9 protein-coding genes and 1 pseudogene are annotated in these 15,297 nt (G+C 62.1%); 7 read left to right on the top strand and 3 right to left on the bottom strand.

Annotated features, from left to right (window positions below; translation table 11 throughout):
- Positions 1-408 precede the first annotated feature (408 nt).
- Positions 409-5,319: pseudogene (locus CFE428DRAFT_RS39445) on the bottom strand (beta-ketoacyl synthase N-terminal-like domain-containing protein); the annotation flags it as partial.
- 384 nt (positions 5,320-5,703) lie between these two features.
- Here CFE428DRAFT_RS39445 and CFE428DRAFT_RS01695 point away from each other — a divergent pair.
- The 3 genes from CFE428DRAFT_RS01695 to asnB all read left to right on the top strand — a co-directional run bounded on the left by CFE428DRAFT_RS01695 (position 5,704) and on the right by asnB (position 8,938).
- Positions 5,704-6,075, top strand: coding sequence for a YciI family protein (locus tag CFE428DRAFT_RS01695; RefSeq protein ID WP_006977688.1), 372 nt, complete (start codon positions 5,704-5,706; stop codon positions 6,073-6,075).
- Positions 6,072-6,728: an FMN-dependent NADH-azoreductase gene (locus CFE428DRAFT_RS01690; protein ID WP_006977687.1), complete on the top strand. Its 657-nt coding sequence runs from the start codon at positions 6,072-6,074 to the stop codon at positions 6,726-6,728. The genes CFE428DRAFT_RS01695 and CFE428DRAFT_RS01690 overlap by 4 nt, the downstream gene beginning before the upstream one ends.
- Before the next feature lie 221 nt (positions 6,729-6,949).
- A complete protein-coding gene (gene asnB / locus CFE428DRAFT_RS01685; RefSeq protein WP_042724198.1) occupies positions 6,950-8,938 on the top strand; it encodes an asparagine synthase (glutamine-hydrolyzing) in 1,989 nt (662 codons plus the stop codon).
- A gap of 60 nt (positions 8,939-8,998) precedes the next feature.
- Here asnB and CFE428DRAFT_RS01680 read toward each other — a convergent pair whose 3' ends face one another.
- On the bottom strand, positions 8,999-9,769 hold the full coding sequence (locus CFE428DRAFT_RS01680) for a tetratricopeptide repeat protein (protein ID WP_006977685.1): 771 nt from the start codon (positions 9,767-9,769) through the stop codon (positions 8,999-9,001).
- Between the two features lie 83 nt (positions 9,770-9,852).
- Positions 9,853-11,148, bottom strand: coding sequence for an amidase (locus CFE428DRAFT_RS01675; RefSeq protein WP_006977684.1), 1,296 nt, complete (start codon positions 11,146-11,148; stop codon positions 9,853-9,855).
- 320 nt (positions 11,149-11,468) lie between these two features.
- Here CFE428DRAFT_RS01675 and CFE428DRAFT_RS01670 point away from each other — a divergent pair, with 320 nt between their 5' ends.
- The 4 genes from CFE428DRAFT_RS01670 to CFE428DRAFT_RS01655 all read left to right on the top strand — a co-directional run bounded on the left by CFE428DRAFT_RS01670 (position 11,469) and on the right by CFE428DRAFT_RS01655 (position 15,162).
- Positions 11,469-11,927 (top strand): nuclear transport factor 2 family protein, encoded by a 459-nt coding sequence (locus tag CFE428DRAFT_RS01670; protein ID WP_006977683.1) that lies wholly within the window; start codon positions 11,469-11,471, stop codon positions 11,925-11,927.
- Between the two features lie 412 nt (positions 11,928-12,339).
- Positions 12,340-12,759, top strand: a complete 420-nt coding sequence (locus CFE428DRAFT_RS01665; RefSeq protein ID WP_006977682.1) for a VOC family protein — start codon at positions 12,340-12,342, stop codon at positions 12,757-12,759.
- 252 nt (positions 12,760-13,011) lie between these two features.
- The gene (locus tag CFE428DRAFT_RS38370) at positions 13,012-14,334 is read left to right on the top strand and encodes a hypothetical protein (RefSeq protein WP_049975513.1); all 1,323 of its coding nucleotides are present in this window, start codon (positions 13,012-13,014) and stop codon (positions 14,332-14,334) included.
- 294 nt (positions 14,335-14,628) lie between these two features.
- Positions 14,629-15,162, top strand: a complete 534-nt coding sequence (locus CFE428DRAFT_RS01655) for a DUF4142 domain-containing protein (RefSeq protein WP_006977680.1) — start codon at positions 14,629-14,631, stop codon at positions 15,160-15,162.
- Positions 15,163-15,297: the final 135 nt, after the last annotated feature.

The following is a 15,297-nucleotide window of genomic DNA, read 5'->3' as shown; positions in this document are numbered from 1 at the left end:
GGGTTCAGTGCGCAGCAGTTCACTCCACAACGCCTGCAGATCGGTCGGCGCAGCCACCGGCGGCAGATCGATGCCGCGGCAGGCGAGGTTCGTGTATTCGTTGAGGATGACACGCAGCAGGCCGACGGCCGGCGCTTGCGCCACCGCCGTGGCGGAGGCTTCGCGGCCGACGGGTTGGGCGCCGCGCGTGATGGAATCAATGCGCAGCTTGGCCGCGGGATAGATGGCCTCGAGTGCCTGGGCGAGATGCAGCAGCGCATCCGTGCCCATCAGCGGATCCTCGGAGCTCACTTCCGTGGCATCGAGATTCCACAGATAGACGATGCGCTCCGGTTGCGGATCGGCGCAGGCCTTGAGCAGGCGCGACCAATCTTCCGGCTCCTCCGCCCGCAGGGTAAAGGTATCGATGCCCGTGGTGGCGAATTCGTGCGCTTTGTGAGCGATGCGGCAACGCGCGCCCACCGTGCGCAATTGCGCGGCGAGTTGCTCACCCAATCCGCCTTCGTCGGCAAAGATGAGCCACGACTTCTCCGCCGGCGCCTCAAGGGCGACAGCGGCTTCCGTCGTCGCCGGCTCCCAAGCCTGGCGAGCAAACATGCAGAACTGGCCTTCACCACCGGTCGGACCCACGAGACCCGGCAGCGAAGCGGTTTCGCTGAAGCCGACTTCGAGCAGGACGTTTTCCCATTGCCGGCGCTCCATGAGCGGTTGTTCGGGACGCAGGTCACGGTCGGTGAAACGCCACCAACCGCTGGTCAGGCCGAAGACGGCCTCGGTCCAGAGCTGCGGCGTCGCCGTGTCCATGAAGCCCAGGCTGCCACCCGGCACGAGCAATTCGCGCAGGTAGCCCAGCGTGGCGCGCACGTCGCTCACCGCGTGGAGCACATTGGTGCCGATGATGAAATCAAACGAGCCCGCCTCGAAGCCCTGCTCGGTGCCCGATTTTTCGAGATCGAACACCTTGCATTCCACTTCGGGGAAAGCGGCGAGTTTGCCCAGCGCGCCGGGGAAGAAGCCCGGCGAGACATCGGTAAACGTATACGTGTGCAGGCCGCGTTCGAGCAGCGGCAGCACATGCGAGGCCAGGCCCGCCGTTCCGCCGCCGACTTCGAGGATGCGCAGGCCACGTCCCTCGGGCAACTGGCGCGCGGCTTCGCGCACCGCCGCCGCGATGGCGGTCAACCATTGGCTGGTATAGAGGCCGTCGCCGTAGAATTGATCGAGCAATTCCGCACCGGCACCGGCGAAGAGCACCTGCACCGCGTCCTTCTCGCCCCGCAGGATCGGGCCGAGATCGTGACAATTGCCCACGCAGAGCAACGCTTCCGGCAAATGACCGGAATGCTGCGCGATGTAGCCACGCAGGGTCTTCTGCGCGGATTCGGCGGCCTTGGTGAATTTCGGCGTCGCCGTCCAACCGGTGGCCGTTTTCTCGAAAAGACCGTGCTTCACGAGGCCCAGCATGAGGCGCTCGAAGGCCAGGTGCATGGTCGCCGCCACGCGTAGGGATTGCGCGCTGATCGCCGCACCGGCCGTAACGCCCATCTGGCTGAGCCCTTGAGCGAGCAGAGCCACGGCAAGATCGTCGCCGGCGTACATCGCCGCTTCGAGTTCCTTGCGACCACGCGTTGAAACCACTTCCTCGAGCGCATGCTCGGCAACGCCGTGCAATTGCTGGAGCGCGACGGGCGGAAGCGACGCACGCGACGAAGAAGCGGTGCGCTGCCAATCCACGTGATAGATGACATCGCGCGTCCCACCGGGGGCACCGGAACGGCGCACGCCCGTGACGCTGATCGCGCGGAAGCCATCGACCAGCACGCAGGGCTGGCCGGCTTCGTCATAGAGTCCGATGCGGCCTTCGACAAACTCCGTGTTGCACTGCAGGACATTGGCCTGCACGCGGGTGGAGGCACCGGGTGAGCGCAGGAAAAGGATGCGGGCAAAACGCACCGGCAGCTTCATGCGCGAACGGCGGTCTTCGATCGTCGCGGCACCCGCTGAGAAGGTCTGCAGCGCACCGTCGAAGAGCACAGGATGCAACGGAAACTCGCTGGCGCGCGTCGCGGAGGCTTCGGAAAGCGTGACGCGGCCCGATGAATGTCCGGCACCGGCCGCGAGTTCGCGGATCGGACGGAATTCCTCGCCATAGCGCAGGCCCAGGTCGCTCATGTAGCGGTAGAAGCCTTCGACTTCCACCGGTTCGACTCCCTTGGCGGCATGGCCGTCGTAGGTGGTCGAGGCGAAAGGCGATTCGGTGCGTTCACCGCGGATCGAACCCACCACATGCAGCGACCAACTGGAACTCTGCTCGAAGCGGCTCTGGATGGCGAAAGTGCGATCGTTCGGCTCGTAGGTGAGCTCGAGATACACGCCCGAGGCCGGGTCCGGCAGGATGAGCGGTTTGCGAATCTCGAAGTCTTCCACGACGAAGGGGCGGCCTTCGAAAAGTTGCACGCCCGCTTCGAGGACCATGTCCACGAAACCGGCAGCGGGGAAGATGACGTGACTGTCCACCTTGTGGTCCTTGAGGAAGGCCATGTGGCGGTTGTCGAGCCGCGCGGTCCAGGTCGGCGTGGAGTGCGCGAGGCGCGCATCGAGCAGGCCGCGTCCACCGGCGGCGAGACGGCCGTCGCGCCAATCGTTGGATTCATTCCACCAGCGGCTCTTGTCCCACGCGTAGGCGGGCATGGCGAGCAGGCGGCGGGAAGGCGTCATGCCCGCGAAATTCAGCGGTACCGCGACGCGATGCAGGTCGAGGACGGTTTCGAGCAGCGATTCGTGTTCGCGCTCGCGGCGCACCGACGAAAGCACCGGCGGCTTCGTGCCGCCACGGGCGGCGAGACATTCCTGAAGGGAGTGCACGAGCGCGGGATGCGCACCGAGTTCCAGCCACACGTCCACGCCGAATTCGGCGATGGCATTGACCGCCGGCGCGAAAAGCACCGGCTGGCGTACGCCCTGGCCCCAGTGGAGCGCCTGGCACTCTTCACCGGAACAGCGACCGCCGGTCACCGTGCTGAAGAAGGGCGTCGTCTCCGTCTGCGGTTTCAGATCGGCGATGGCCTGCTCGAGCTCCTCGGAAGCCGGGCGCATGAGCGGGTGATGGAAAGGATGATCGACCTTGACGAGGCGCGCGAAGACGCCTTGCGGTTCGAGTTCGGCGAGCATCGCCTCCAGCGAAAGGCGCGGACCGGCGAGGGTCAGCGAACGCGGGCCGTTGATGGCGGCGATGGTCACGGTGCGGTCGTGCCGCGCGATCAGGGCGCGAACTTCTTCCTCCGGCAAACCGACGGCGAGCATGGTGCCTTCGCCACGGGCGCAGCCATCCATGAAACGCGAGCGCAACACGATGACGCGTGCGCCTTCCTCGACGCTGAAGATGCCCGCGACGCAAGCGGCGGCGATTTCGCCGACGCTGTGGCCGACGATGGCCGCCGGTTCCACGCCCCACGATTTCCACAGCGCGGCCAGCGCCACTTGCATGGCGAAGATGGCTGGCTGGGCGATTTCCGTGCGGCTCATCTGCGAGGTCTCCTCGCTGCGACCGAGTTCCTCGAGCAACGAGAAACGCGCGTAGGGCTTCATCGCCGCGGCGCAACGCTCCATCATCTGGCGGAAGACCGGCTCGTGGCGCATGAGTTCGCGGCCCATGCCCCACCATTGCGGCCCCTGCCCGCTCATGACGAAGGCGATGCGCGGCGCGGTCTCGCGGCGCGGCGTGAAGGCGGTGCGAATTTTCAGGCTCTCCTGCTCGGTGGCGAAGCCTTCGAGTTCGCGGATGAGTTCGGTCATCGAACTCGTCGCCAGGGTCAGGCGATGCGCGTGGTGATTGCGGCGTGCGCCAAGCGAGTAGACGAGGTCGGGCAACAGCGGCGCGTCGCCATTGGCGTGCGAACGTTCCTCCAGCCACTTGGCGAAGGTACCGGCATAGGTGCGAAGCGCTTTTTCCGAGCGCGCGGAAAGGACGATCGGCCACGGGCGCTCGACCGGCTTTTCATGATGCTCCGGGTGCGGGCGCTGCGGCGGTTCCTCGAGAATGACGTGGGCGTTGGCGCCGCCGAAGCCGAAGGAATTGACGCCGGCCAGGCGCGGGCCTTTCGCCTCGGGCAACGGCTCCAGCGTGGTATTCACGCGCAGGCGCAGCTTCTCGAAATCGATGTTCGGGTTCGGCGTTTCGAAATGGAGATTCGCCGGGATCTGCTTGCGCTTGAGCACGAGCATCGCCTTGACGACACCGGCGACGCCGGCGGCCGTCTCCAGGTGGCCGAGATTGGTCTTCACCGAACCGATGGTCAGCGGTTCGTCCGCCGGACGGTTCGCGCAGAGCGCTTCCGCGAGGGCGTGGGCCTCGATGGGATCGCCCACCGCGGTGCCCGTGCCGTGCGCTTCCACGAAACGGATCTGCAGCGGATCAATGCCCGCGATTTTGCAGGCGTCTTTGACCAGTCGCGCTTGCGCGTCGGGGCTGGGCAGCATCATGCCATTGGTGTGGCCGTCCTGATTCAGCGCGGTCGCGACGATCACACCGTGAATCGGGTCGCCGTCGGCGATCGCTTGCGAAAGCTTTTTCAGCAGGATCATGCCGGCGCCTTCGCCGCGGACGAACCCGTTCGCGGCGGCGTCGAAGGCCTTGCACTTGCCATCGGGCGAGAGCATCGAGGCTTGGGAAAAGCCGATGAAGCCGCCGGGCGTGATCATCACCGTGACACCGCCAGCCATGGCGACGTCGCCGTGGCCACCCCAAATGTGCTCACAGGCGGCATGCAGCGCGGTGATCGCCGAGGAACACGCGGTGTCCATGGCCACGCTCGGGCCGGTGAGATTCAGGCAGTAGGAAATACGATTCGCGGCGATGCTGTGTGCCGTGCCCGTGGGCGAGTGCGGGGTGATGCCCGCGGAATCCGAAGGCGTGGCCTGGATGGTGTGATAGTCGTTGTGCGAAATGCCGACGAACACGCCGATGTCAGTGCCCTTTTCGAAATCGAGCACGATGCCGGCGTCTTCGATGGCTTCCCACGCGGTCTCCAGGAGGAGACGGTGCTGCGGGTCGACGTAGGGAGCTTCGCGCGGCGAGATGCCGAAAAACTGCGGGTCAAATTGGTCGATGCCGTCGATAAAGCCACCGCGGCGGGCGATCGATTTGCCGACGATGCCGGGCTCGGCGTCGAAAAAGCGGGCGACATTCCACCGGTCCGGGGGCACGTCACTGACCGCCTCCCGGCCTTCCACCAATAGTTTCCAGAGGGCGTCAGGGGTGTTGATGCCTCCGGGGAATCGACAGCCGACTCCAATGATTGCGATACGGTCTTTGGACATGAGTTTGAGTAAAGGGCCGGAATGGGACCGGACGGCAATTGACCGATGGCAGAGATACCCCCGTCAAGCCGCGTTTATCATTTATCGTAAGTCGTCTTGGGGCTGCGTCTACGTGAAAGCGCGCGGATACAGAGAAACCTCGGGGAATTCCACTAGAAAAATATCGGGGCGACAACCGTAAAATGAAGACTGGAGTCGACCGGAATTTGTATATCTCCCTGTGCATATAAATGGGGGTTATGAATTAACGGGAATACATCAGATCGCCGCCCTTCATCCCGGCCGTTCGAAAATAATCCGAAAATGTCGAACTGCCTCCTCCTCGGACGACATTCTCATGAGCCGCGGAATGATCCCCGGTTCGAATTCAAACACTCCATCACTATGCAATTCGCACTCCTCGTTCATCAATCCCAGGAACACTTCGACCGCCGCAACGACACGACCGCACTCGCCGCCGGACGGGCTTACGGCGAGGCGCTCATGGCGGCGGGCATTTTCGTCGGCGGCGCGGGTCTCGAATCGCCGGTGAAGGCGACAACTGTGACCGTGCGTGAAGGCAAACGTCAGGTCCATGATGGGCCGTATGCGGAGACGAAGGAATTCCTCGCGGGCGTCGGGATCATCGATGTGCCGGACCTGGAGACGGCTCTCGAATGGGCGGCGCGGCATCCGGCGGCGGCTTATTCATCGGTGGAAGTCCGGCCGCTGCTGGGCGGGCGGTTCATGGTCGGCACTGGAAAGGCATCGCGATGACCTCGCGCCCCACCCTGCTGCACATCGACTCCAGCCCGCGCCGCGCGATGTCGATTTCCCGGCAACTGACCGCCGAATACGTCACCCAGTGGAAGCGGGCCAATCCCGAGGGAGCGATCCGGCGGCGCGATCTGTCCGGCAGCGATCTTCCGCTCCTCACCGGCGAATGGATCAACGCATCCTTCACGCCAGAAGTATCCCGCACGGCGGAGCAACGCGAGTTACTCCGTATTTCGGATACGCTCGTCGCGGAGCTGCAAGCGGCCGACGAATATGTGATCGGCGTACCGATGCATAATTTCACCATCGCAGCGAGCCTCCGGCTGTGGATCGACCAGATCGTGCGCGTGGGCGAGACCTTCGCCTACGTCGATGGTCTCCCCACCGGCTTGCTGAAAAACAAACGCGCCACCTTCGTGATCTCCACCGGCGGCGTGTATCAGCCCGGCACGTCCCTGGCGGCGTGCGATTTTGTCGAACCCTACCTGCGCGCGATCTTCGGTTTCATGGGGGTCGCTGACCTTCACGCCTTCACCGCGAGTGGCGCTGCCGCCGTCACCTCCGGCAGAATGGATGCAGCGACCTTCCTGCGACCGCACTTCGAATCGATCCGACAACATTTCGTGCCCATGGCTACAGCCAGCGCGAGTTGACCTTCGACAAAGTTCTCGAAGGCCCCGCCCCCACCGTTCGCGGTCGGGGACGGGGCTTCGGTTCCCCCCGGAACTTAGAGATATCGTCACCGACCCGCCATTCGCGTGTAATTTTTTACGAAGGCTGAAATCATCGATGCGTCCAGGGGCCGGAAAACTGCACCTGCCCGGCAAAAGAAACCGGTCGCCAAGGCTGGGGCATCCGATTAAACGACAAAAGCATGTGCGGCATCGCAGGAATTTTCGACCTCTCTGATCAACGACCAGTACCGGAGGAAGTGGTGCGCCGGATGACGCGCGCGATTCTTCACCGCGGCCCCGATGAAGAAGGCTATTACTTCGGCGCCGGTGTTGGCCTCGGCATGCGACGACTCAGCATTGTGGGTCTCGCCGATGGCCAGCAGCCAGTCGTGAATGAAGACCGCAGCGTCACCGCGATTTTCAATGGCGAGTTGTTCGATCATCTCGCCAAGCGCGCCGAGCTCGAAGCGCGCGGCCATCGCCTCATCAAGCATTGCGATACGGAAGTCATCCCCCACCTGTGGGAGGAGAATCAGGCAGGCATGTGGGAGCGATTGCGAGGTCAGTTTGCCATCGCCGTATGGGATGAAAAAGAGCGCCGACTGCAACTCGGGCGCGATCGCTTTGGCATCTGCCCGCTTTACTGGACGCGGCAGGGCGACTGGCTGCTCTTCGCTTCGGAAATCAAGGCGTTGCTCGCCTCGGGCATGGTGCCGGCGCGGCCGGATCGACGCGGCATCGATCACATCTTCAGCTTCGCCGCGCTGCCCGGCCCGATCACCTGCTTCGAAGGCGTGCAACTGCTGCGCGCCGGCCATTTCCTCGATATCACCGGCGCTCGGAATGGACACACCGCGGAGATCAACGAACGCGCCTATTGGGCGATGGATTTTCCCGACATGGGCGACGAGGAGCGCGGGCAGGATCCGAAGAAGCTCGTTGACGCTTTCGAGGAGGTAATGCTCCGCTCCGTGGACATGCGTTTGAAAGCGGACGTACCGGTCGGCTCGTATCTCTCCGGTGGCGTGGATTCGAGCATGATCGCCGCGCTGGCCTGCCATCTGAAAGGCTCGTCGATCAATACCTACACGATCCGCGTGGATGCGCCGGAGATGGATGAACTCGACGCCGCGAATCTCGTGGCGCGGCACATCAAAACCAAGCCGCCGATCGTCCAAGAATTCCGCGCGCAGGATGCCATCGACACCTACCCGGAATTGCTCCGAGCGGCCGAGGCGCCGGTCGTTGATACCTCCTGCGCCGCGCTCCTCATGCTGGCGCGACGCGTCCATCAGAACGACCAAAAGGTCGTGCTCACCGGTGAAGGCGCCGATGAATGGATGATCGGCTATCCGTGGTACAAAGTGGCGAAGATCCTCGACTCGCTCAACGTCATCCCCGGGCTGAGCGACATCGTGCGGCGCGGCTATCTGCGGCTCAACAACGTGCCGCAATATGAGCGCGAATTCCGCCACCGCGTCGAAGCGACGATCGGTGGCCCGAGTGCGTGGATCGATGCCTATGGCATTATTACGCTCTCGAAGCTGCGCTTTTATTCCGAATCCATGCACGCCGTGCGTGAGCAGGCCAATCCCTGGGCTGATCTGCAGATTCCGCTCGAGCGCTCCAAGCGCTGGCACCCGCTCAACCGCGGCATCTGGATTGCCGGCCGGGTGACGCTCGCCGGTCATTTGCTGCAAGCGAAAGGAGATCGCGTGGCGATGCACTCCTCGGTGGAAGTGCGTTACCCTTTTCTCGACGAAGAGGTCTTCAACTTCCTCGCGAAGCTGGATCCCGTGCAGTGGAAACTCCGCGGCTTCCGCGACAAACATATCCTGCGGTTGCTTGCCGAACGTTGGGTGCCGCCGTCGGTCTACCGGCGCGGAAAGGTCATCTTCCAGGCGCCGCTCGACAGCTTCCACATGGATCCCGAGCCACCTTACATTGCGGACCTGGTCAGCGAAGAGTCGCTCCGCAAGACTGGCTATTTCGATGCGGCATCGGTCCGTCATTGGCGCCAGGCCTATCGCCAATTGCGTCCCCGTTCGCTGCCACGTCTATCCGTCGAAGGCGGTCTCGCCGCCGTGGTCGCGACCCAGCTCTGGCACCACCTCTACATCGACGGCAGCCTCACGGATAAGCTGCCGGGGGCTTCGGCCGCTAACAGCAGCACTTTCAATCTAGTTTAGTTATTCGCACGGAATGGAGCGCTCGCGCTTTATCTCGTGCGGCCAACTAAACCGAAAAGCCTACTGCAATTTAGCGAGCAGCTGACGCCCCATCGCCTTCGTCTCCGGATCGTCCTTTTCCGTATTAGGCATCGACAGCCCTTTGCCGATAAACTTCCTCGCCTCGTCGAACTTTCCCATCTGCACGTAAGTCCGCCCGAGCTCGATGTAATGCATGAGCCGGTTGGGATTGAGTTCGATCGCCTTTTCAAAGCACCGCACCGCGTCTTCGTATTTGGCCGGCGGCAACTTTCCGTACGCCATCTGGGCCAGCGCACGCTTCACCCCGCTCACGTCTGCCAGCGCCAAATACCAGCGCCCCAAAATCTGCCATGCGAGATCGTTGTTCGCATCGAGCGAAATCACCTTGTCCACCGCGCACTTGATCAGCCGGGAATCAGCGATCTGTTCCTTCGTGCTTACGAAGGGCAACAACTTGCCATAGCCGATCGCCACCGCGAGCTGCGTGTCCGGATCGTTCGGCGACAGCGTCGCCGCACGTTGCGCATACTCCACGGCTGTCGTGCAAAATTCCTGCTTCTTTTCCTTCGCCAACGCCTCGCTCATGAGGTGGCGATACTGCCGGGCGATGCGCACCAGCAGTTGCGGGTTGTTAGGCTCCAGCTTTTCGGCAGGAAGATAAAACTTCAGCGCCTCAGAGGGCTGAAGTTTGGCGTAATAAACATCGCCTTTCCGGATCAATTCGTCCGCTGAATCCGAGGCCTTGCTTTTGCCAACAAAGAACAAACCCGAGGCGGCGATAATAGTACTAAAAAGAATGGCACGACGCATAATTTTCAAGAGGGCTTAAGGGCTTAATGATACCCATGGCAGTTCGCGCGCACTTCGCAAGGTGGACTTTGCTGAATTCTTTTTCATTTACGCGGCTTCACTGCCTGTTCAACGAGCCGTCCGGCGTTGAGCAATTCCGCCTCCTTTTTCGGCGGCGCGATAAGCTGCAAACTGGTTAACCGCACATTCGTGTGCGCCAGAGGCACCGGCACCGCGAGCGCCGGATTCCCGGCAAAATTCACGGCCACGGTGTTTTGAAAATCGAGCATGAAGATCTCCAGGAGACCGATCTTCAGATTCGGCGGAATCCCTGGCGGCGTCGACTGCAGTGTAGGCAACGCAATGAAGTCCACCTTATGGAAAGCGTGACGCAGCGCCTCCTGCCATTCCTCGCGACGGGCCAGCGCGCGCCGGTAGGCGAGCGGATATTGCACCCGGCCCACGAGAATCGTCGCCTTGGTGCGGGCGCTCACCCCGTTCCTGGTCAGGTAAGGCCCCTCACTAAGCCACACGCCCGCGGCCGCCATGGTGTTGCCATCCTTTTTCGCCTGGTCCCATTTTTCCCGGAATCTCTCATCCAGCGGCACCACTTTGAAACCCGCCTTCTGCAGCGCCGCATCCACCGCCTTGTCCACGCCCGAGCTCGTCCCCTTGAGATACAGGCGCCCCACGCGAATGTCCCGCCCCGCCGGCTTGGCGGCCTTCGCCGCCGCATATTTTCCGGCAAATCCCGCTTCGAGCAGATCCATGCCCTTGGCGGTATCTTCGACGTTCTTGCCAATCGGCCCGACGGTGTCCAAATGCTTCGGTTCGACCGGCACCACGCCGTGCAGCGACACCAGTCCGAAGGTCGTCTTGAGTCCCACCACGCCGCAACACGCCGCCGGCACCCGCACCGAGCCCGCAGTATCCGTGCCGAAAGAGACATCCGCATAACCTCGCGCCACGGCCACTGCCGAACCACACGAAGAACCGCCCGGGATCAACCGATGCATATGACTCAGTGGACTCTTCGGCGTGCCGTAATATTCATTGAAGCCGGATGGCGCGACCGCGAACTCACTCAAGTTCGTCTTGCCCACGATCGGCACCCCGCGCGCCCGGGCGATCGCCAGGCACTGCGCATCCGCCTTCGCCGGCGGATTGTTCTTCGCCAGATATTCCGAGCCCGCCGTGGTCACCACACCGCGCATGTCGATGTTGTCCTTCACCGCCAGCTTCAGCCCCGGCTTGTGGGCTTCTTTCGGCCAGTAATCAATGAAGGCGTGATGATGCTCGGTGTGTCCCCTCGAATGCGGCACGAGCAAGCAACCACTGAATAACACCGGCACCCATCCGAGCAGGAACCATGAAGGAAGAAAACGTCCGCGAACTTTCATGAGAGCGGTAAGATTACGCGGAAGGATCGCAAGGCAGAAGCTCTTTGCGTGCACCGGGCGGGGCGAGCGGCCCTCCCTTCGTCCCGCGCGAAACAATCCTATAAGCATCATTAATTCCGAATACCGCCGAACTTGCCCTGACTGGATGATTAACCACGGATTACGGATTTCACGGATTGTAAGAACGCATGAGACTCGTCCGTGAAATCCGTAATCCGCGGTCAATTTTTCCCATCACCAATTTTGAAAACGCTTTGTGAGGTCATTTCGCACGGAGGATTCGCCAACGTCCAATCTCTTCCATTATACAACTCGCCGTCATGAAATCCCTCCTGCTTCCTCTCCTCGCCCTTTTCGCCTTCACGCTCCTTCCCCTGCATGCCGCGGATGACCCGCGCACGCCCGCCTTGCAAACAGCGGACGACGAACGCGTGGCGGCCACGCTGGCCGGCGATCGCGCGCGACTCGAGGCCATTTATTCCGACGATCTTCACTATTCACATTCCAGCGGTGCCGTGGACACGAAGGCGTCTTACATCGACGCGCTGACCGGCGGAAAACTCAAGTATGTCTCGTGGGAATACCAGGAGCGCAGCTTCAGCTTTCCGGCGCCGGGCATCGCCCTCATGACCGGCCGCGCGCGTGTGAAGGTGGGCAAGGCGGACAGCGCGGAGATGGTGCTCGTCTTCCTCGGTGTGTGGCGCGAGGAAAAAGGCCACTGGCATTTCATCGCCTGGCAATCCGGCAAATTGCCCGACGCCGCGGCGGCGAAGAAATAACGGCGGCGGTAGCCGAGCTCAGTGAGCTGATCTTTACCCATATCCTAGTTGGTGCCATCGAGTCAGATTTGGCGAAGCAGCAGACTGTCCCGGAGGGACAACGGAATTTAGCCGGTGTGCAAGCCCGTGAGCTTCAAGCGAACAGGCGCAGCCACCGGAACTGCGCCCCTCCACGGGCCCGCCCTGAAAGGGCGGAGGAATCTCCCGCCTAGCGAAGGAATCCCGCGCCACCTCCGGGGCGCATCCGTGTGGGGGCGTGTTCCGGGGTGTCGCTCGCAAGCTCGCTGTACCCCCGGCTAAATTCCTTTGTCCCTCCGGGACAGCCTGCCTCTGCACCGCAACGACTCGAACGCGTCCGGCAAGACGCAGGCCAGACTGCGTCCGAATCGTAACAATGCTGTGACGATGGCGAATGCATACAGCCGCCGCGACGGCGGGCGGCGATAGGCACGACATGAGCGAAAAGCACAACCCTGTTGGATGGTTCGAGATTTACGTTCAGGACGTGAATCGCGCGAAGGCGTTTTATGAAAAGACCTTCACTGTGAAACTGGAAAGCCTCGGTGGTCCGGGCGTGGAGATGTGGGCCTGGCCGATGGATCATCAAGCCCCCGGCTGTACCGGCGCGCTGGTGAAGATGGAGGGCAAGGATTCCGGCGTCGGTGGGGTGATCATTTATTTCCCGGTGGAGGATTGCGGAGCGGGCGCGGAGCTCGCCGAGAAAAACGGCGGGCGCATCCAGAAAAAGAAATCGTCCATCGGCGAGCATGGGTTCATTTCCCTCGTCGTGGATACGGAGGGAAACATGATCGGCCTGCACTCGATGAAGTAGATCCTGCGTGGGCGTGTGCCGTGGATGGCACGCCTCGTAAAACGGACGTGACCGCATGAACCGTTTCGCGTGGTGTTCGATAGCACCGCGGCCGCAGTTGATCGTCGACACATTTCGATTTTTCCACGACGGCCCTCCCAGAAGCAACGTGGAATCTCCTTTACGCATCGGGGCTTCCTGCATTAGGCGATGCAGCGCCCCGAAATGGAAATCCAACCAACTAGAGGGTCTTGTTTTTTCTTTTGCCTGGCTGTGGCGCTTTTCAGTCAGGTGCATCTGTCGGCTCAGACCGCCGGGCAGGACAGCGCGCTTTCATCACAGGACGCCGCCAGGCGCTTGCAATGGCTGAGTGCGACGGCGCCAGCCGGGGCGTCATCCACCACGCCGGCGCCGACTCCCTCGGGGAAACATTTTGCCGAGACGCGAAACCTCGGCGTCCGTTTCAACGACGCGGCGCCAGCTGCGGCGAGTGCGACTGCGGAAGTGCCGCCGAAAGAGGCTCGTACGGCGGATATGCACAAGAGCGAAGCTGCGCCGGCCAAGGCGGCATCTTCTCCAGCGCCTAAAATCGCCGAGGCGCATTCACCCGCAGTGTCCACCCCTAGCGGCAAAGCTACGGAAAAGGCGCACCACGAAGAGAACGTGGCGAGGGCGAAGCATCACTCCGAATCGCACGCGACCGAGACACCTTCGGGGAAATCCAAAGCGTCCACTGCTCACACCGAAAGCATCGCCGAAGCGAAGCGCACTTCCGAGATGCGCGTGGCGGAAAATCACTCCGCCCCGTCTCCGGCCCCGAAGCCGACCCCGTCGTCGAAGCACGCCGAGGTCGTGGTCGCGATGTCGAAACGCGCCGATCTGGAAATAGCGGATACGCATCCGCTCGAAACGGCACGGCCCGCTCTTCCTCCAGCCCACGGCGGAACGAGGGCCGATCGTTATCCCTGGAAGGCGGGAATCGTCACCACCGTTTTCTGGATTGGCGAACCGGTGGGCGGCAATAATTTCACGCCGAACTGTTCGAGTTCGTGGGACGCGCATTGGACCCAGAGCTATGGGGGCTTCGACAATCCGAATCCCGAGGCGCGGCGCAATTTCCTGCCGGTGAATTTCACTCCGCGACAAAATCCATTCTACGTCGCGTTGCCCTACAACGACGTGACCCGCGGCACCACGAAGCCGGAAGCCCGGGTCGCCATCCCCTGGTTCCGCGAAGCGTTTCGCAAGGAAGGACAGTCGGTGTGCCGCGATCGTTGGGTGGAAATTCGCGGCCGCTCAGGCCGCGTGGCTTATGCGCAGTGGAGCGATTGCGGCCCCTTCCGCACGGACCACTGGCAGTACGTCTTCGGCATGGATCGGCCGAAGCCGAATCTCAATGGCGGCGCCGGTCTCGATGTGTCACCCGCGGTGCGCGATTATCTCGGACTGCAAAGCACGGACGTCACGGATTGGAAATTCGTGGACACGCACGAAGTGCCCAACGGCCCGTGGCTGCTTTACGGAGACAACAATCCCTTTGCCCAGAGGCATTCGCGCGGATCCGCGCTGGGCGAGGTCGCCGAGAACCGCCGCTGATTTGCGGACAGGGCTGCGTCGCGGCTCGAGGGGAGCGCAACGCCCGGCATTACCGGCGTTCGCTTTCTTCGGCCGCCGCAGCAGTCAACGCATAACAGCAGGTGCCGTAGGCAAATATAACTAAAAGGAAATAGAGCATGGTGTGTGTATCTCTTTTCCAATGGCAACGCGACCCGGGGGCTTCACGGATGTTTTGGAGACTGCTGCACAATCTCCTGCGCCCCGGATGCTTCAGTCAGAGCTCCACCTCATCCGCGGCTCTCGAACACAGAGAGAAGACCGATTCAAAATCCTATGAAAACAATTCTACCACGTATCCTCCTGTCGAGCGCGGTGGCTCTGGCCGCCAGCGTCACCCTCATTCCCGCGGCGTCTGCTGATGACTCTCCGCTGAACCATACGGACAAGTCGTTCCTGGAAGACTCCTACAAGGGCGGAGTCACCGAAATCCAAAGTGCGCAAATGGCGGAGCAGAAGACCGCCAACCCCGACGTCAAAGCATTTGCCGAGAAACTGGTTACCGACCATACGCAAGCCAACAACGAACTGAAAGCCATGGCGGATTCGAAGAAGGTGGGCGTGGAGGGCGGGACGTCGCTCAAGGACCAGTCGAAAGGCAAGTCGCTCGACGCGAAGACTGGCGGCGATTTCGACAAGGCCTGGATCGATGACCAGATCAAGGATCACAAAAAAGACATCGAGGCCTTTGAGAAGGAAGCGAACGAGGCGAAAGACACCGATGTGAAAAACCTCGCGAACAAGTTGCTGCCCACGCTGAAGGAGCATCTCTCGATGGCGGAGAGCATCCAGGGGAAGATCGGGAAGTAAGTTGTCAGCAATATCGCGAGCGAAACGCGCCGACTGACTAACGGACACGCGGGTGCCGTTGAGTGGGGTTTAGCCTTCCGGCTGATTCCACCGACGACACCCGCGATTTATTTTAGGTTCTGTTTCCGAACCCGA

The organism is Chthoniobacter flavus Ellin428, assembly GCF_000173075.1.
Taxonomy (GTDB): Bacteria; Verrucomicrobiota; Verrucomicrobiia; order Chthoniobacterales; family Chthoniobacteraceae; genus Chthoniobacter; species Chthoniobacter flavus.
The sequence above is the reverse complement of the archived record's forward strand: the minus strand, read 5'-3'. Positions and strand labels throughout refer to the sequence as shown.